Annotated in this window: 21 protein-coding genes; 20 read left to right on the forward strand and 1 reads right to left on the reverse strand. The window is 68.6% G+C overall.

Translation table 11 applies throughout. From position 1 onward, the window contains the following. Nucleotides 1–22: 22 nt before the first annotated feature. The 20 genes from JNX00_RS04855 (at nucleotide 23) to tatC (ending at nucleotide 13582) form a co-directional block, all read left to right on the forward strand. Complete coding sequence (locus JNX00_RS04855; RefSeq protein WP_070399150.1) at nucleotides 23–655, forward strand: ABC transporter substrate-binding protein; 633 nt, start codon at nucleotides 23–25, stop codon at nucleotides 653–655. Beyond that, the gene (locus JNX00_RS04860; RefSeq protein ID WP_070399149.1) at nucleotides 655–927 is read left to right on the forward strand and encodes an STAS domain-containing protein; all 273 of its coding nucleotides are present in this window, start codon (nucleotides 655–657) and stop codon (nucleotides 925–927) included. Before JNX00_RS04855 ends, JNX00_RS04860 begins: the two co-directional genes overlap by 1 nt. 114 nt (nucleotides 928–1041) lie before the next feature. Beyond that, nucleotides 1042–1989: an ABC transporter ATP-binding protein gene (locus tag JNX00_RS04865; RefSeq protein WP_070399148.1), complete on the forward strand. Its 948-nt coding sequence runs from the start codon at nucleotides 1042–1044 to the stop codon at nucleotides 1987–1989. Continuing rightward, nucleotides 1986–2741 (forward strand): ABC transporter permease, encoded by a 756-nt coding sequence (locus JNX00_RS04870; protein ID WP_070399147.1) that lies wholly within the window; start codon nucleotides 1986–1988, stop codon nucleotides 2739–2741. The genes JNX00_RS04865 and JNX00_RS04870 overlap by 4 nt, the downstream gene beginning before the upstream one ends. Nucleotides 2742–2745: 4 nt before the next feature. Continuing rightward, complete coding sequence (locus tag JNX00_RS04875) at nucleotides 2746–2985, forward strand: BolA/IbaG family iron-sulfur metabolism protein (RefSeq protein ID WP_070399146.1); 240 nt, start codon at nucleotides 2746–2748, stop codon at nucleotides 2983–2985. A gap of 4 nt (nucleotides 2986–2989) precedes the next feature. Next, nucleotides 2990–4270, forward strand: coding sequence for a UDP-N-acetylglucosamine 1-carboxyvinyltransferase (murA, locus tag JNX00_RS04880; protein WP_070399145.1), 1281 nt, complete (start codon nucleotides 2990–2992; stop codon nucleotides 4268–4270). Next, nucleotides 4267–4923: an ATP phosphoribosyltransferase gene (gene hisG, locus JNX00_RS04885; RefSeq protein ID WP_070399144.1), complete on the forward strand. Its 657-nt coding sequence runs from the start codon at nucleotides 4267–4269 to the stop codon at nucleotides 4921–4923. The genes murA and hisG overlap by 4 nt, the downstream gene beginning before the upstream one ends. Next, nucleotides 4920–6326: a histidinol dehydrogenase gene (gene hisD, locus JNX00_RS04890; protein WP_204744274.1), complete on the forward strand. Its 1407-nt coding sequence runs from the start codon at nucleotides 4920–4922 to the stop codon at nucleotides 6324–6326. Before hisG ends, hisD begins: the two co-directional genes overlap by 4 nt. After that, nucleotides 6323–7423 (forward strand): histidinol-phosphate transaminase, encoded by a 1101-nt coding sequence (hisC, locus tag JNX00_RS04895; RefSeq protein ID WP_204744275.1) that lies wholly within the window; start codon nucleotides 6323–6325, stop codon nucleotides 7421–7423. The genes hisD and hisC overlap by 4 nt, the downstream gene beginning before the upstream one ends. Then, on the forward strand, nucleotides 7420–8049 hold the full coding sequence (gene hisB, locus JNX00_RS04900; RefSeq protein ID WP_070399141.1) for an imidazoleglycerol-phosphate dehydratase HisB: 630 nt from the start codon (nucleotides 7420–7422) through the stop codon (nucleotides 8047–8049). The genes hisC and hisB overlap by 4 nt, the downstream gene beginning before the upstream one ends. Before the next feature lie 19 nt (nucleotides 8050–8068). After that, on the forward strand, nucleotides 8069–8728 hold the full coding sequence (hisH, locus tag JNX00_RS04905) for an imidazole glycerol phosphate synthase subunit HisH (RefSeq protein ID WP_204744276.1): 660 nt from the start codon (nucleotides 8069–8071) through the stop codon (nucleotides 8726–8728). Between the two features lie 27 nt (nucleotides 8729–8755). After that, complete coding sequence (gene hisA / locus JNX00_RS04910) at nucleotides 8756–9496, forward strand: 1-(5-phosphoribosyl)-5-[(5-phosphoribosylamino)methylideneamino]imidazole-4-carboxamide isomerase (RefSeq protein WP_070399139.1); 741 nt, start codon at nucleotides 8756–8758, stop codon at nucleotides 9494–9496. Between the two features lie 6 nt (nucleotides 9497–9502). Further along, nucleotides 9503–10264 (forward strand): imidazole glycerol phosphate synthase subunit HisF, encoded by a 762-nt coding sequence (hisF, locus tag JNX00_RS04915; protein WP_070399138.1) that lies wholly within the window; start codon nucleotides 9503–9505, stop codon nucleotides 10262–10264. Further along, entirely contained in the window at nucleotides 10264–10653 is a 390-nt protein-coding gene (gene hisI, locus JNX00_RS04920) for a phosphoribosyl-AMP cyclohydrolase (RefSeq protein ID WP_204744277.1), read from the forward strand. Before hisF ends, hisI begins: the two co-directional genes overlap by 1 nt. A 65-nt stretch (nucleotides 10654–10718) precedes the next feature. Continuing rightward, on the forward strand, nucleotides 10719–11087 hold the full coding sequence (locus tag JNX00_RS04925; RefSeq protein WP_175442834.1) for a phosphoribosyl-ATP diphosphatase: 369 nt from the start codon (nucleotides 10719–10721) through the stop codon (nucleotides 11085–11087). A 4-nt stretch (nucleotides 11088–11091) separates the two neighbouring features. Then, the gene (locus tag JNX00_RS04930) at nucleotides 11092–11481 is read left to right on the forward strand and encodes a hypothetical protein (RefSeq protein ID WP_070399136.1); all 390 of its coding nucleotides are present in this window, start codon (nucleotides 11092–11094) and stop codon (nucleotides 11479–11481) included. Between the two features lie 12 nt (nucleotides 11482–11493). Beyond that, a complete protein-coding gene (locus tag JNX00_RS04935) occupies nucleotides 11494–11856 on the forward strand; it encodes a histidine triad nucleotide-binding protein (protein ID WP_204744278.1) in 363 nt (120 codons plus the stop codon). A gap of 106 nt (nucleotides 11857–11962) precedes the next feature. Next, nucleotides 11963–12205 (forward strand): Sec-independent protein translocase subunit TatA, encoded by a 243-nt coding sequence (tatA, locus tag JNX00_RS04940; RefSeq protein WP_070399134.1) that lies wholly within the window; start codon nucleotides 11963–11965, stop codon nucleotides 12203–12205. A gap of 79 nt (nucleotides 12206–12284) precedes the next feature. Further along, nucleotides 12285–12785 (forward strand): Sec-independent protein translocase protein TatB, encoded by a 501-nt coding sequence (gene tatB / locus JNX00_RS04945; RefSeq protein WP_204744279.1) that lies wholly within the window; start codon nucleotides 12285–12287, stop codon nucleotides 12783–12785. Further along, complete coding sequence (tatC, locus tag JNX00_RS04950) at nucleotides 12785–13582, forward strand: twin-arginine translocase subunit TatC (protein ID WP_204744280.1); 798 nt, start codon at nucleotides 12785–12787, stop codon at nucleotides 13580–13582. Before tatB ends, tatC begins: the two co-directional genes overlap by 1 nt. Before the next feature lie 27 nt (nucleotides 13583–13609). Here tatC and JNX00_RS04955 read toward each other — a convergent pair whose 3' ends face one another. After that, a complete protein-coding gene (locus JNX00_RS04955) occupies nucleotides 13610–14764 on the reverse strand; it encodes a Do family serine endopeptidase (protein ID WP_204744281.1) in 1155 nt (384 codons plus the stop codon). Nucleotides 14765–14784: the final 20 nt, after the last annotated feature.

A 14784-nucleotide genomic window follows, 5' to 3' on the forward strand; every position in this document is an offset into this window, starting at 1 on the left:
ACGAGCCTTGGAAAGGACTTTCATGATTTTTCTGCACCGACGTTCCTGGCTGGCCGGCATCGCGCTGGCCCTGACCGCCTTCACCTTGCCCGCCCGCGCCGCCGAGGCCCCCGACGCCATGGTCAAGCGCCTGTCCACCGAGGTGCTCGACCTGATCAAGGCCGATCCCGCCATCAAGGCCGGCAACATCGACCGCATCATGGCCGTGGTGGACGAAAAGATCATGCCGAACGTGAATTTCACGCGCATGACCGCCTCCGCCGTGGGTCGCCACTGGCGCCAGGCCACGCCCGAGCAGCAGCAGCGCCTGCAGGCCGAATTCAAGTCCCTGCTGGTGCGCACCTACTCCGGGGCCCTGAGCGAGGTGCGCGACCAGACCCTCAGCTTCAAGCCTCTGCGCATGCAGCCCGGTGATACCGAGGTGGTGGTGCGATCCGAGGTGCGTGGCCGCGGCGAGCCCATCCAGCTCGACTACCGCATGGAAAAAGCCGGCGACGGCTGGAAGATCTACGACCTCAACGTACTGGGCCTGTGGCTGGTGGAGACCTACCGCACCCAGTTCGCCCAGGAGATCAACGCCAAGGGCATCGACGGCCTGATCCAGACCCTGGCGCAGCGCAACAAGGCCGGCGGCGCCACCGCCAAAACCAACTGATGGGCGAGGCCCGCCTGCCCGAGCGGCTGACGACAGCGGAGGCCGCGGCCACGCTGGACAGCCTGCGCCGCGCGCTGGCCGCGCAGCCGGGCGGCGCCTTCACGGTCGACGCCGGCGGGCTGCGCAGCTTCGACTCGTCCGCGGTGGCCCTGCTGCTGGAGCTGCGGCGCGAGGCCCAGCGCGCCGGGCGCTCGCTGAGCGTGACCCACTGGCCGCCGCGCCTGCGCGACCTGGTCGCCGCCTACGGCGTGCAGGAACTGCTGCCCGCCTGAACCTGGGCCGGGGCAGCCCTTCGCCAGCGCGGGCAAGGGGCCAGCCGTAGAATCCCCGGTTCTCCGCCCGCCACGGATGTCCCGTGCCTCGGGCCGGATTCGCGGTAGCTGCGCATGCCAGCCGTCTCATTCCAGAACGTCTCCAAAACCTACGCCACCTCGCGTGGCGACCTGCACGCCCTGCGCTCGGTCAGTTTCGACATCGAGCCGGGTGAATTCTTCGGTCTGCTCGGCCCCAACGGCGCGGGCAAGACCACGCTCATCAGCATCCTGGCCGGCCTGGCGCGCGCCACGGAGGGCCGCATCACCGTGCACGGCCACGACGTGCAGACCGACTACCAGGCCGCGCGCCGCCAGCTCGGCGTCGTGCCGCAGGAGCTGGTGTTCGACCCCTTCTTCAATGTGCGCGAGGCGCTGCGCATCCAGTCGGGCTATTTCGGCATCCGCCGCAACGACGACTGGATCGACGAGTTGCTCAGTGGCCTCGGACTGGCCGACAAGGCCACGGCCAACATGCGCCAGCTGTCGGGTGGCATGAAGCGGCGCGTGCTGATCGCCCAGGCGCTGGTGCACAAGCCGTCCGTCATCGTGCTCGACGAGCCCACCGCCGGTGTGGACGTGGAACTGCGCCAGACGCTGTGGCAGTTCGTCTCGGGCCTGAACAAGCGCCTGGGCAGCACCGTGCTGCTGACCACCCACTACCTGGAAGAGGCCGAGGCCCTGTGCAGTCGCATCGCCATGCTCAAGCTGGGGCAGGTGGTGGCGCTGGAGTCCACCTCGGCCCTGCTGGCGCGCGCGGCGGCCAACGTGCTGCGCTTTAAGACCGACACAGCCTTGCCGGCCGACATCGCGGCGCAGGCGCGCATCACCGGCCGCGTGGTGCAACTGCCCGCGCTGGACGCGCGTGCCGTGGAGCATGTGCTGTCGCGCCTGCGCGAGGCCGGCGTCATGCCCGAGGACATCGAGGTGCGCAAGGCCGACCTGGAGGACGTGTTCCTCGATCTCACGGGCAGTGGCGCATCGGCGATCCCCGCCCATCAGCCGCTGAAGGCATCGGTATGACGGGCTGGCAAACGCTTTTCTACAAAGAGGTGCTGCGCTTCTGGAAGGTCGCCTTCCAGACCGTGGCCGCACCCGTCATCACCGCCTTGCTGTACCTGGCGGTGTTCGCGCACGTGCTCGAGGGCCGGGCCGTGGTTTACGGCGAGGTGAGCTACACCGCCTTCCTGGTGCCGGGCCTGGTGATGATGAGCGTGCTGCAGAACGCCTTCGCCAACAGCAGTTCGTCGCTCATCCAGAGCAAGATCATGGGCAGCCTGGTGTTCCTGCTGCTCACGCCGCTGTCGCACCGCGCCTGGTTCGTGGCCTACGTGGGCTCATCGATGGTGCGTGGCCTCGCCGTGGGCCTGGGCGTGCTGATCGTGGCCTGGTTGTTCGCGCAGCCCGGTTTCGTGGCGCCGCTGTGGATCCTGGTGTTCGGCGTGCTGGGTGCCGCGCTGATGGGCACGCTGGGGCTGATCGCTGGCCTGTGGGCCGAGAAGTTCGACCAGATGGCCGCGTTCCAGAACTTCATCATCATGCCCATGACCTTCCTGTCGGGCGTGTTCTACTCGATTCATTCCCTGCCGGCGTTCTGGCAGAGCGTGAGCCACCTCAATCCCTTCTTCTACATGATCGACGGCTTTCGCTACGGCTTCTTCGGTCGCAGCGACGTCTCGCCCTGGCTGAGCCTGGCGTTGGTGGGCGGTGCCCTGCTGGCGGTCAGTGCCTTGGCCCTGCACCTGCTCAAGACCGGCTACAAGGTCCGCCACTGATCCCATGACCGCCGAACAACTGCAATCCCTCATCGCCGGGGGCCTGGCCTGCCATCACATCGAGGTGACGGGCGACGGCCGCCACTGGTCCGCGGTCATCGTGTCGCCGGCCTTCGAAGGCAAGCGCCTGATCCAGCGCCACCAGGCCGTCTACGCCACGCTGGGCCAGCGCATGCACACCGACGAAGTGCACGCCCTGTCGATGCAGACCCTCACCCCCGCCGAATGGGCGGCCCAACACTGACACCATGGACAAACTGCTGATCCGCGGCGGCCGCAAGCTCAGCGGCGAGGTGCCGATTTCCGGTGCCAAGAACGCCGCGCTGCCCGAGCTGTGCGCCGCCCTGCTCACCGACGAGGCGGTGACGCTGACCAACGTGCCGCGCCTGCGCGACGTGGCCACCATGCGCCAGCTGCTCAACAACATGGGCGTGCGCACCGACACGCTGGGCGAGCGCGGCGGCATCCGGCTGCAGGCGCCGGATGGCCTGAATCCCGAGGCGCCGTACGACCTGGTGAAGACCATGCGCGCCTCGGTGCTGGTGCTGGGGCCGCTGCTGGCGCGCTTCGGGCGCGCGCGCGTGTCGCTGCCTGGTGGCTGCGCCATCGGCTCGCGCCCGGTGGACCAGCACATCAAGGGCATGCAGGCCATGGGCGCCGAGATCGTGGTCGAGCACGGCTACATGGTGGCGCGCCTGCCCCAGGGCCGCGCGCGCCTGCACGGCGCGCGCATCGCCACCGACATGGTCACCGTCACCGGCACCGAGAACTTCCTGATGGCCGCGGCCCTGGCCGAGGGCGAGACCCTGCTGGAGAACGCCGCCCAGGAGCCCGAGGTGACCGACCTCGCCGAGATGCTGATCCGCATGGGCGCGAAGATCGAAGGCCACGGCACCAGCCGCATCCACGTCCAGGGCGTGGACCGCCTGGGCGGCTGCGACCACCAGGTGGTGGCCGACCGCATCGAAGCCGGCACCTTCCTGTGCGCCGTGGCCGCCACCGGCGGCGACGTGCTGCTGCGCTGCGGTCGCGCCGACCACCTGGACGCGGTGATCGACAAGCTCACCGAGGCGGGCGCGGAGATCGAGGCCGGCGCCAACGCGGCCGGGCCTTTCATCCGCATCCGCGCCTCGGGCCGTATGAAGGCGCAGAGCTTCCGCACCACCGAGTACCCGGGCTTTCCCACCGACATGCAGGCGCAGTTCATGACCGTCAACTGCATCGCCGAGGGCGCCAGCAAGGTGACCGAAACCATTTTCGAAAACCGCTTCATGCACGTGAACGAGCTGGTGCGCCTCGGCGCGCGCATCCAGACCGAGGGCAAGGTGGCGATGGTGGAGGGGGTGCCGCGCCTGTCCGGCGCCACCGTGATGGCCACCGACCTGCGCGCCTCGGCCAGCCTGGTGATCGCCGGCCTGGTGGCCGAGGGCGAGACCACCGTCGACCGCATCTACCACCTGGACCGCGGTTACGACCAGATGGAAGTGAAGCTGCGCGCCATCGGCGCCGACATCGAGCGCGTCAAATGAGCCCGTCCATCACGCTTGCCCTGTCCAAGGGCCGCATCTTCGACGAGACCCTGCCGCTGCTGCGCGCGGCCGGCATCGAGGTGCTCGAAGATCCCGAGAAGTCGCGCAAGCTCATCCTGCCCACCAGCCAGGAAGACGTTCGCGTGGTGCTGGTGCGCGCCACCGACGTGCCCACCTACGTGGAGCACGGCGGCGCCGACCTCGGCGTGACCGGCAAGGACACGCTGATCGAGCACGGCGGCCAGGGCCTGTACCAGCCGCTGGACCTCAACATCGCGCGTTGCCGCGTCAGCGTGGCCGTGCGGGCCGACTTCGACTACGCCTCGGCCGTGCGCCAGGGCTCGCGCCTGCGCGTGGCCACCAAGTACACGGCCATCGCGCGCGAGTTCTTCGCCAGCAAGGGCGTGCACGTGGACCTGATCAAGCTCTACGGCAGCATGGAACTGGCCCCGCTCACCGGTCTGGCCGACGCCATCGTGGACCTGGTGTCCACCGGCAACACGCTCAAGGCCAACAACCTGATCGAGGTCGAACGCATCATGGACATCAGCTCGCGCCTGGTGGTCAACCAGGCCGCGCTCAAGCTCAAGCAGGCGCGGCTGCGCCCGCTCATCGACGCCTTCGCCCGGGCCGTGGAGCCCGCCACCGCATGACCCTGACCGCCCAGCCCCTTCGCCTGTCCACCGCCCAGCCCGATTTCGAGGCGCGCTTTGCCGAGCGCCTGCATTGGTCGAGCGAGACGGACCACGCGATCGAGCAGCGGGTGGCCGATATCCTGGCCGATGTGCGCCAGCGCGGCGACGCCGCCGTGCTGGAGTACACGGCGCGCTTCGACGGCCTGCGGGCCACTGGCGTGGCCGAGCTCGAACTCAGCCAGGCCGATTTCAAGGCCGCCTTCGACGCCTTGCCCGCCGCCCAGCGCGAAGCCCTGCAGTCCGCGGCCGCGCGCGTGCGGCGCTACCACGAGGCGCAGAAGAAGGCCAACGGCGAGAGCTGGAGCTACCGCGACGAGGACGGCACCCTGCTCGGCCAGAAGGTCACGCCACTGGACCGCGTGGGCATCTACGTGCCCGGCGGCAAGGCGGCCTATCCGTCCAGCCTGATCATGAACGCCGTGCCCGCGCACGTGGCCGGTGTGCCCGAGATCGTCATGGTGGTGCCCACGCCCGTGCGCGGCAGCGTGGCGACCGGTGGCGTGGAAGGCGGCAGCGGCGCCGCCACCGCCACGCGCGGCGAGCGCAACGAGCTCGTGCTCGCGGCGGCCCACGTGGCCGGTGTCACGCGCGCCTTCACCATCGGTGGCGCCCAGGCCGTGGCCGCGCTGGCCTATGGCACGGCCACCGTGCCCAAGGTCGACAAGATCACCGGCCCGGGCAACGCCTACGTGGCCAGCGCCAAGAAGCGCGTCTTCGGCACCGTGGGCATCGACATGATCGCGGGCCCGAGCGAGATTCTGGTGCTGGCCGACGGCAGCACGCCGGCCGACTGGGTGGCCATGGACCTGTTCAGCCAGGCCGAGCACGACGAGCTCGCGCAGAGCATCCTGCTGTGCCCCGACGCGGCCTACATCGAGGCCGTGCAGGCCGCGATCCACCGCCTGCTGCCCACCATGCCGCGCGCGGCCATCATCGCCAAAAGCCTCAACGACCGCGGCGCGCTCATCCTCACGCGCGACATGGACGAGGCCTGCGCCATCAGCAACCGCATCGCGCCCGAGCACCTGGAGGTCTCCAGCGCCGAGCCGCACCGCTGGGAACCGCTGCTCAAGCACGCGGGCGCCATCTTCCTGGGTGCCTACACCAGCGAAAGCCTGGGTGACTACTGCGCCGGCCCCAACCACGTGCTGCCCACCAGCGGCACCGCGCGGTTTTCCTCGCCGCTGGGTGTCTACGACTTCCAGAAGCGCAGCAGCCTGATCGAGGTGAGCGAGCGGGGCGCGCAGACCCTGGGCGCCGTGGCCGCCGAACTGGCCTACGGCGAAGGCCTGCAGGCGCACGCGCGCGCCGCCGAACTGCGCCTGCCCACCGTGCCCCCGATGCGAGGCGATGCCCGATGAACAGCCCCGTGAACCCCAACCCGCTCGCGCGCATCCGCCAGGACATCCAGTCCATGCAGGCCTACGCCATCCAGGAATCGGCCGGCCTGGTCAAGCTGGACGCGATGGAGAACCCCTTCCCGCTGCCGCTCGAGCTGCAGGCCGAGCTGGGCCGGCGCCTGGGCGCCGTGGCCATCAACCGCTACCCTGGCGCGCGCATCGACGAACTCAAGCGCGCGCTGGAGCGTTACGTTGACCTGCCCGCCGGCCACGCGCTGATGCTGGGCAACGGTTCCGACGAACTGATCTCCCTGCTGGCCATGGGCTGCGACCTGCCCGGCGCCAGCCTGCTGGCCCCGCTGCCCGGCTTCGTGATGTACGCCATGAGCGCGCAATTGCAGGGCCTGGCCTTCCACGGCGTGCCGCTCACCGCCGACTTCGCGCTCGACGAGGCCGCCATGCGGGCCGCGATGCGCGCGCACCAGCCCGCCATCACCTACCTGGCCTACCCGAACAATCCTACGGCCAACCGCTTCGACCCGGACGTCATGCGCCGCCTCATCGCCGAGGCCGCCCGCTTCGGCGGGCTGGTGGTGGTGGACGAGGCCTACCAGCCCTTCTCCAGCCACACCTGGTTGGACGAGATGCGCGCCCATCCCGAGGCCAACGCGCACGTGCTGCTCATGCGCACGCTCTCCAAGTTCGGTCTGGCCGGCGTGCGCATCGGCTACCTGCTGGGCCCGGCGGCCCTGGTGCACGAGTTCGACAAGCTGCGCCCGCCTTACAACGTGAGCGTGCTCAACGCGGAGTGCGCGCTGTTCGCGCTGGAGCACGCCGAGGTGTTCGCCCAGCAGGCGGGCGTGATCCGCGAGCAGCGCGAGGCGCTGATGGCCGCGCTGGCCCGCCTGCCCGGCGTCCGGGCCTTCGCCAGCGAGGCCAACATGGTGCTGGTGCGCGTGCCCGACGCGCAGCGCGCCTTCGACGGCCTCAAGGCACGCGGTTTGCTCGTGAAGAATGTTTCTAAAATGCACCCGCTGCTGGCCCAGTGCCTGCGGCTCACCGTGGGTACCCCCGACGAGAATGCCCGGCTCATCCAGGCCCTGCAGACCGCCATATGACTTCCACCACGCCCACTTTTCCCCCGCCGGGTCCGAATGACCGCGCCGCCCAGGTGCAGCGCAACACCAACGAAACGCAGATCGGCGTGCGCATCAACCTGGACGGCAGCGGCGTCGCCGTGCTGTCCACCGGCATTGGTTTCTTCGACCACATGCTCGACCAGATCGCGCGCCACGGCCTGATCGATCTGGAGATCATCGCCAAGGGCGACCTGCACATCGATGGCCACCACACCGTGGAGGACGTGGGCATCAGCCTGGGTCAGGCCTTCGCCAAGGCCGTGGGCGACAAGAAGGGCATTCGCCGCTACGGTCACGCCTACGTGCCGCTCGACGAGGCGCTCTCGCGCGTGGTGATCGACTTCTCCGGCCGCCCCGGCCTGCACATGCGCGTGCCCTTCAAGGCCGGCATGATCGGCGCCTTCGACACCCAGCTCACCTACGAGTTCTTCCAGGGCTTCGTCAACCACGCCGGTGTCACGCTGCACGTGGACAACCTGCACGGTGAGAACGCGCACCACCAGGCCGAGACGGTGTTCAAGGCCTTCGCGCGCGCCGTGCGTTTCGCCCTCGAGCGCGATCCCCGCCTGGGCGACGTGATCCCCTCCACCAAAGGTTCGCTCTGAACCCGTTCCTTTCCCCGTGATGAAAGCCAGGACGGTCGCCGTCGTCGACTACGAGAGCGGCAATCTGCGTTCGGTCTCGCAGGCCGTGCTGCATGCCGCGCGCGGCAGCGGCGTGGAAGTGGTCGTGACCCAGCGCCCCGAAGACGTGATGGCCGCCGAGCGCGTGGTGCTGCCTGGCCAGGGCCACATGGGCGACTGCATGCGCGCGCTCGCGGCCTCGGGCCTGAAGGACGCGGTGCTGCACGCCTGCGCGCACAAACCCCTGTTCGGCGTCTGCGTGGGCATGCAGATGCTGCTGGACCGCAGCGACGAAGGGCCCACCGACGGCCTGGGCCTGATTCCCGGCCGGGTGGTGCGCTTCGAGCTGGAAGGCCAGCGCCAGCCCGACGGCAGCCGCTACAAGGTGCCGCAGATGGGCTGGAACCAGGTCTTCCACGACCTGGGTCGCGGCGTGCACCCCTTGTGGGCGGGCATCGCCGACGGGGCCTACTTCTATTTCGTGCACAGCTACTACGCGCGGCCCGAGCGGCCCGAGCACGTGGTCGGCGAAGCGGACTACGGCGGCCGCTTTGCAGCCGCGGTGTCGCGCGCTAACATTTTTGCGACCCAGTTCCACCCCGAAAAGAGCGCGGACCAAGGCCTCGCGCTCTACCGCAACTTCCTCCACTGGAACCCCTGAGCCGCGCACCCGCGCCTGCCCAAGACCATGCTGCTGATTCCCGCCATCGACCTCAAGGACGGCCACTGCGTTCGCCTCAAACAGGGCGACATGGACCAATCCACGGTGTTCAGTGACGACCCGGCCGCCATGGCGCGCAACTGGGTCGACAAGGGCGCGCGCCGCGTGCACCTGGTCGACCTGAACGGCGCCTTCGCGGGCAAGCCGAAGAACGAGCAGGCCATCCGTGCCATCCTCAAAGAGATCGGCAGCGAGGTGGATGTGCAGCTCGGCGGCGGCATCCGCGACCTCGACACCATCGAGCGCTACCTGGACGCCGGTCTGCGCTACGTGATCATCGGCACCGCGGCGGTGAAGAACCCCGGCTTCCTGCAGGACGCCTGCACGGCCTTCGGCGGCCACATCATCGTGGGCCTGGACGCCAAGGACGGCAAGGTCGCCACCGACGGCTGGAGCAAGCTCACCGGCCACGAGGTGGTCGACCTGGCGAAGAAGTTCGAAGACTACGGCGTCGAATCCGTCATCTACACCGACATCGGGCGCGATGGCATGCTCAGCGGCATCAACATCGAGGCCACGGTCAAGCTGGCGCAGTCCCTGTCCATCCCGGTTATCGCCTCGGGTGGCCTGTCCAAGCTCGACGACATCCGCCAGCTCTGCGCGGTGGAAGACGAGGGCGTGGAGGGCGTGATCTGCGGCCGCTCCATCTACAGCGGGGACCTCGATTTCGAGGCCGCGCAGAAGCTCGCGGACGAATTGAATGGCTGAGACCTGATGCTTGCCAAACGCATCATCCCCTGCCTGGACGTCACCGGTGGCCGCGTCGTCAAGGGCGTGAACTTCGTCGAACTGCGCGACGCGGGCGACCCGGTGGAAATCGCGGCGCGCTACAACGAGCAGGGCGCCGACGAGCTCACCTTCCTCGACATCACCGCCACCAGCGACGGCCGCGACCTGATCCTGCCCATCATCGAGGCCGTGGCCTCGCAGGTCTTCATCCCGCTCACCGTGGGCGGCGGTGTGCGCACCGTGGAAGACGTGCGCCGCCTGCTCAACGCGGGCGCCGACAAGACCAGCTTCAATTCGGCGGCCATCGCCAACCCGCAGGTCATCCGCGACGCCTCCGACAAGTACGGCGCGCAGTGCATCGTGGTCGCCATCGACGCCAAGCGCCGTGCCGACGGCCAGGGCTGGGACGTCTACAGCCACGGCGGGCGCAAGAACACCGGGCTCGACGCCGTGGCCTGGGCCAGGCAGATGGCCGATTTCGGCGCCGGCGAGATCCTGCTCACCAGCATGGACCGCGACGGCACCAAGTCGGGTTTCGATCTGGCGCTCACGCGCGCCGTGGCCGACGCGGTGAGCGTGCCCGTCATCGCCTCCGGCGGCGTGGGCAACCTGGACCATCTGGCCGACGGCGTGCAGCAAGGCGGCGCCGACGCGGTGCTGGCCGCCAGTATCTTCCACTACGGTGAATACACGGTCGCGCAGGCCAAGGCCCGCATGGCCGAGCGCGGCATTCCGGTGAGGTTGTGATGGACTGGCTCGACGCCGTGAAATGGGACGAGCAGGGCCTGGTGCCCGTGATCGCGCAGGAAGCCGCCTCCGGCGATGTGCTGATGTTCGCCTGGATGAACCGCGAGGCGCTGCACAAGACCGCCGAACTGGGCCGGGCGGTGTACTACAGCCGCTCGCGCCGCAAGCTCTGGTTCAAGGGCGAGGAGTCCGGCCACGTGCAGACCGTGCACGACATCCGCCTGGACTGCGACAACGACGTGGTGTTGCTCAAGGTCACGCAGCTCGGTCACGAGCCGGGCATCGCCTGCCACACCGGCCGGCACAGCTGTTTCTTCCAGCGCCACGAGAACGGCCAATGGGTCACCGTGGAACCGGTCTTGAAAGACCCGGAATCCATCTACAAATAGGCCATGAGCGACGCACGGCCGCCCGAAGTCGCTCGCACCGCAGCGCGCTGCGCGGAGGTATCCAATTGACCAGCACCGACGACCTGGCCCGTCTGGCCGCCGTGATCGAGAGCCGCAAGCCCGCGAACGGTGGCGATCCCGAGAAAAGCTACGTCGCGCGCCTGCTGCACAAGGGCCCCGAGGCCTTCCTCAAGAAAATCGGCGAGGAAGCGACCGAGGCCGTGATGGCCGCCAAGGACCTGGAGCACGGCGGCGGCGACCGCCAGAAGCTGGTGAACGAAACCGCCGACCTCTGGTTTCACAGCATGATCGCCCTGGCCCATTTCGGGCTCGGGCCGTCCGACGTGGTGGCCGAGCTGGTGCGCCGCGAAGGCCTGAGCGGCCTGGAAGAGAAAGCCCTGCGCAAGGTGCGCGAACGCGAAGCGAAGGAGTGATGCCGTGAGCGACGTGATCGACGTGGAAACCACCGACAGCGAGAAAGCCCAGTCGCTCAAGAGCGTGGGCTGGCTCAGCTACATCCTGCACCTCATCGTGGCGGTGGGCGCGGTGCTGCCCTCGGCGCAGCCGGGCATCGCGCTGCTCATCGTGGCGCTGATCATCGACCTGGTGAAGCAGGGCGAGGCCGCCGGCACCTGGCAGGCCAGTCACTTCTCCTGGCGCATCCGCTCGGTCATCTGGGCGGCCATCCTGTACGTGGTGACGATCCCGCTCTGGCTGCTGCTCTTCGTGCCCGGCTGGATCGCCTGGTGCTTGATCTCGATCTGGTTCCTCTACCGCATCGTCAAGGGCATGGTGAACATGAATGCCAACCGCCCCATGCCGCAATAAGGCCAACGACACATGAGCGCACACGACCCGAACTGCATCTTCTGCAAGATCGTCGCCGGCCAGATCCCGTCCCGCAAGGTCTACGAGGACGAGGAGGTGTTCGCCTTCCACGACATCAATCCCTGGGCGCCGGTGCACTTTCTCATGGTGCCCAAGGCGCACATCCCGTCCATGGCCCAGGTCGGGCCCGAGCATGAGCGCCTGATGGGCCGCCTGCTCACCCTGGCCCCCAGGCTGGCGATGGAGCAGGGCTGCAACCCCTATCCCGAAGGCGGATTCCGCATCGTGTGCAACACGGGCCAGGAGGGTGGCCAGGAAGTCCACCACCTGCACCTGCACGTGATCGGCGGTCCCCGCCCCTGGGTCCGGGGCTGATCCCTGCGGCCGGCTGTGTCATGCCGGGACGGCCGGTTGAACCCCGGGTGGCGGCTTAGAATCCCAGGATTGCGCGCGCGCTCACCCCACCTCTCTGGAGATTGACATGGGTACGTTTTCCATCTGGCACTGGCTCATCGTGCTGCTCATCGTGGTCATGGTGTTCGGGACCAAGAAACTCAAGAACATCGGCTCCGACCTCGGTGGCGCCGTCAAGGGCTTCAAGGACGGCATGAAGGAAGGTGGCCAGAACGCCGCCGACACCACCGCCGCGCCCACGGCCCAGGTCACGCAGAACAGCTCTGCGGACAAGGGCACCATCGACGTCGAAGCCAAGCAAAAGAGCTGAGGCGCCTCGCCTGCGCCCCTTCCTGGCCCGTGATCCCCGCGGGCGTTCCGGGCGGGGCCGCTGGCGCAGCGGCTGATCCATGATCGACCTCGGCATATCCAAGCTCGCGCTCATCGGCGCGGTGGCGCTCATCGTCATCGGCCCCGAGAAGCTGCCGCGCGTGGCGCGCACCGTGGGCGCCCTGCTGGGCAAGGCCCAGCGCTACGTGGCGGACGTCAAGGCCGAGGTCAGCCGGTCCATGGAGCTCGAAGAGCTCAAGAAGATGAAGGACTCGGTGGAGACCGCGGCGCGCGACGTGCAGTCCTCCGTGGAGTCCGGCGCCAGCGATTTCGAGAAATCCTGGTCGGACGCCACCGCCGGCCTCGACAACGAACCCCTGCGAGAGCCCACCGAGGCGGACGCCATGAACGCCATCGGGCAAGGGGTGTACCCGGTCTACCGGCACCCGAAGAAGAACTTTCGCCTGAAGCAGAAGGCCGTGCCGCAGTGGTTCAAGGCGCGCACGGGCGTGCGCACCCGCACCCAGTCGGGCGCCGCGCGCGTGGCGCGTTTCCGGCCCCGCCCGTCCAGCAAGCCCTGATGTCCAACAAGCCCGATTCCGACGACGAGCTGGCCGGTACCGAACAGCCTTTCGTGCAGCACCTGATGGAGCTGCGCGACCGCATGATCTACAGCATCATCGGTCTGGCCGTGTGCATGGCCGCACTGGCCCTGTGGCCCGGCCCCAGCGGTCTCATCGACCTGATCGCCATTCCCATCCGCGCCCACATGCCGCCCGAAGCGCGACTGATCGCCGTGGGCGTGTTCTCGCCCTTCTTCGTGCCGTTGAAGGTGCTGGCCATGGCGGCGGTGCTGCTGTCGCTGCCCTGGTGGATGTACCAGCTCTGGTCCTTCATCGCGCCGGGCCTGTACAGCCACGAGAAGCGGTTCGCCGTGCCGCTGATCATCCTGGGCAGCCTGCTGGCCTACGCGGGCATCGCGTTCGTGCAGTTCTTCGTGCTCGACAAGATGTTCGGCTTCATCCAGAAGTTCACGCCCGCCAGCGTGGCCGCCACGCCCGACATCGCCTCCTACGTGGAGGCGATCCTGGGCCTGTACCTGGCTTTCGGCCTGGCGTTCCAGGTGCCCATCGTGGTGGTGCTGCTGGTGAAGATGGGCATGGTGTCGGTGCAGAAGCTGCGGGACTTCCGCGGCTATTTCATCGTCATCGCCTTCATCGTCGCCGCAATCGTCACGCCGCCCGACGTGATCTCGCAACTGGCGCTGGCGGTGCCCATGATCGTGCTCTATGAAGCCGGCATCTGGGGCGCGCAGGTGTTCGTCAAGCGCACACAGGCCGAGGGCGAAGAAGCCAGCGACGAGAAGACCGCCTCCTGACGGCGGACGCGGCGCAGGCCACGGGCCTCAGCGGCGGTTGATGGTCTGCTGCGCGATGTTGCGCCGGCCTGGCGTCACCTCGATCTGCATCGAGGCCTCGCGGCGCAGCACGTCGAGGCGGGCCTTCTCGCCCGGCGGCAGCGCCGCCACGGCGGCCAGTAGCTGCGGCACGTTCTTCACTTCCTGGCCCTTCACGGCCGTGATCACGTCGCCCGGGCGAATGCCGGCCTGGGCCGCCGGGCCGTTCTGCAGCACACCGGTGATGATGACGCCGCTGCGCCGGCCCACGCCGAAGCTCTCGGCGAGTTCGGGCGTGAGGTCCTGCGGCTCCACGCCGATCCAGCCGCGCGTGACCTTGCCCTCCTTGACGATGGCCTCCATCACGCTGCGCGCGGTGGACGTGGGGATGGCGAAGCCGATGCCCATGGAGCCGCCCGAGCGCGAGTAGATGGCGGTGTTGATGCCCATCAGGTGCCCTTGCACGTCGACCAGGGCGCCGCCCGAGTTGCCCGGGTTGATGGCCGCGTCGGTCTGGATGAAGTTCTCGAAGGTGTTGATGCCGAGCTGGGTGCGGCCTAGGGCGCTGACGATGCCGCTGGTGACGGTCTGGCCCACGCCGAAGGGGTTGCCGATCGCCAGCACCGGGTCGCCGACCTGCAGGGCGTCGGAGTTGCCCAGGGTGATGACCGGGAGGTCGGTCAGCTCGATCTTGAGCACGGCGAGATCGGTCTCGGGGTCGGTGCCGATCACCTTGGCGGCGGCCTGACGGCCGTCGTTCAGGCTCACCTGAATCTCGTCGGCTTCTTCGACCACGTGGTTGTTGGTGAGCACGTAGCCGGCGGGGCTGACGATCACGCCCGAGCCCAGGCCGGTCTGCGGTTGGCTGTTGGCCTGGTCGCCGAAGAAGAAGCGGAACCAGGGGTCGACGCTGTGCGGGTTGTTGGCGGGCGCCTTGCTGGTGTTGATGCTCACCACCGGCGGCGAGGCGGTCTTGGCGGCGGCGCGCAGGCTCACGGTGCCCGGGTCGGCCGCGGCGGGCGCGCTGGACGGCGCCTCGAACACCGGCACCACCGAGGGCAGCGAGCGCCGGCCCAACCACTGCGGCTGCAGCGTGGCCACCACGAAGAACACCGCCACCAGCACGGTGACGGTTTGGGCAAACACGAGCCAGAGTCGTTTCATGGAAAAGTCGGCGGAGGAAA

The organism is Hydrogenophaga sp. YM1 (genome assembly GCF_016903055.1).
In the GTDB taxonomy this organism is placed as follows: domain Bacteria; phylum Pseudomonadota; class Gammaproteobacteria; order Burkholderiales; family Burkholderiaceae_C; genus Hydrogenophaga; species Hydrogenophaga borbori.

Excerpts from the sequence above, each read along its gene's own strand:
- tatB (WP_204744279.1), top strand. The coding sequence starts at position 12,285 with ATGATCGACCTCGGCATATCCAAGCTCGCGCTCATCGGCGCGGTGGCG.
- hisH (WP_204744276.1), top strand. The coding sequence starts at position 8,069 with ATGAAAGCCAGGACGGTCGCCGTCGTCGACTACGAGAGCGGCAATCTG.
- JNX00_RS04870 (WP_070399147.1), top strand. The coding sequence starts at position 1,986 with ATGACGGGCTGGCAAACGCTTTTCTACAAAGAGGTGCTGCGCTTCTGG.
- JNX00_RS04955 (WP_204744281.1), bottom strand. The coding sequence starts at position 14,764 with ATGAAACGACTCTGGCTCGTGTTTGCCCAAACCGTCACCGTGCTGGTG.
- JNX00_RS04855 (WP_070399150.1), top strand. The coding sequence starts at position 23 with ATGATTTTTCTGCACCGACGTTCCTGGCTGGCCGGCATCGCGCTGGCC.
- hisF (WP_070399138.1), top strand. The coding sequence starts at position 9,503 with ATGCTTGCCAAACGCATCATCCCCTGCCTGGACGTCACCGGTGGCCGC.
- tatC (WP_204744280.1), top strand. The coding sequence starts at position 12,785 with ATGTCCAACAAGCCCGATTCCGACGACGAGCTGGCCGGTACCGAACAG.
- tatA (WP_070399134.1), top strand. The coding sequence starts at position 11,963 with ATGGGTACGTTTTCCATCTGGCACTGGCTCATCGTGCTGCTCATCGTG.
- JNX00_RS04875 (WP_070399146.1), top strand. The coding sequence starts at position 2,746 with ATGACCGCCGAACAACTGCAATCCCTCATCGCCGGGGGCCTGGCCTGC.
- JNX00_RS04865 (WP_070399148.1), top strand. The coding sequence starts at position 1,042 with ATGCCAGCCGTCTCATTCCAGAACGTCTCCAAAACCTACGCCACCTCG.
- hisA (WP_070399139.1), top strand. The coding sequence starts at position 8,756 with ATGCTGCTGATTCCCGCCATCGACCTCAAGGACGGCCACTGCGTTCGC.
- hisG (WP_070399144.1), top strand. The coding sequence starts at position 4,267 with ATGAGCCCGTCCATCACGCTTGCCCTGTCCAAGGGCCGCATCTTCGAC.
- JNX00_RS04935 (WP_204744278.1), top strand. The coding sequence starts at position 11,494 with ATGAGCGCACACGACCCGAACTGCATCTTCTGCAAGATCGTCGCCGGC.
- hisI (WP_204744277.1), top strand. The coding sequence starts at position 10,264 with ATGGACTGGCTCGACGCCGTGAAATGGGACGAGCAGGGCCTGGTGCCC.
- JNX00_RS04860 (WP_070399149.1), top strand. The coding sequence starts at position 655 with ATGGGCGAGGCCCGCCTGCCCGAGCGGCTGACGACAGCGGAGGCCGCG.
- murA (WP_070399145.1), top strand. The coding sequence starts at position 2,990 with ATGGACAAACTGCTGATCCGCGGCGGCCGCAAGCTCAGCGGCGAGGTG.
- hisC (WP_204744275.1), top strand. The coding sequence starts at position 6,323 with ATGAACAGCCCCGTGAACCCCAACCCGCTCGCGCGCATCCGCCAGGAC.
- hisB (WP_070399141.1), top strand. The coding sequence starts at position 7,420 with ATGACTTCCACCACGCCCACTTTTCCCCCGCCGGGTCCGAATGACCGC.
- hisD (WP_204744274.1), top strand. The coding sequence starts at position 4,920 with ATGACCCTGACCGCCCAGCCCCTTCGCCTGTCCACCGCCCAGCCCGAT.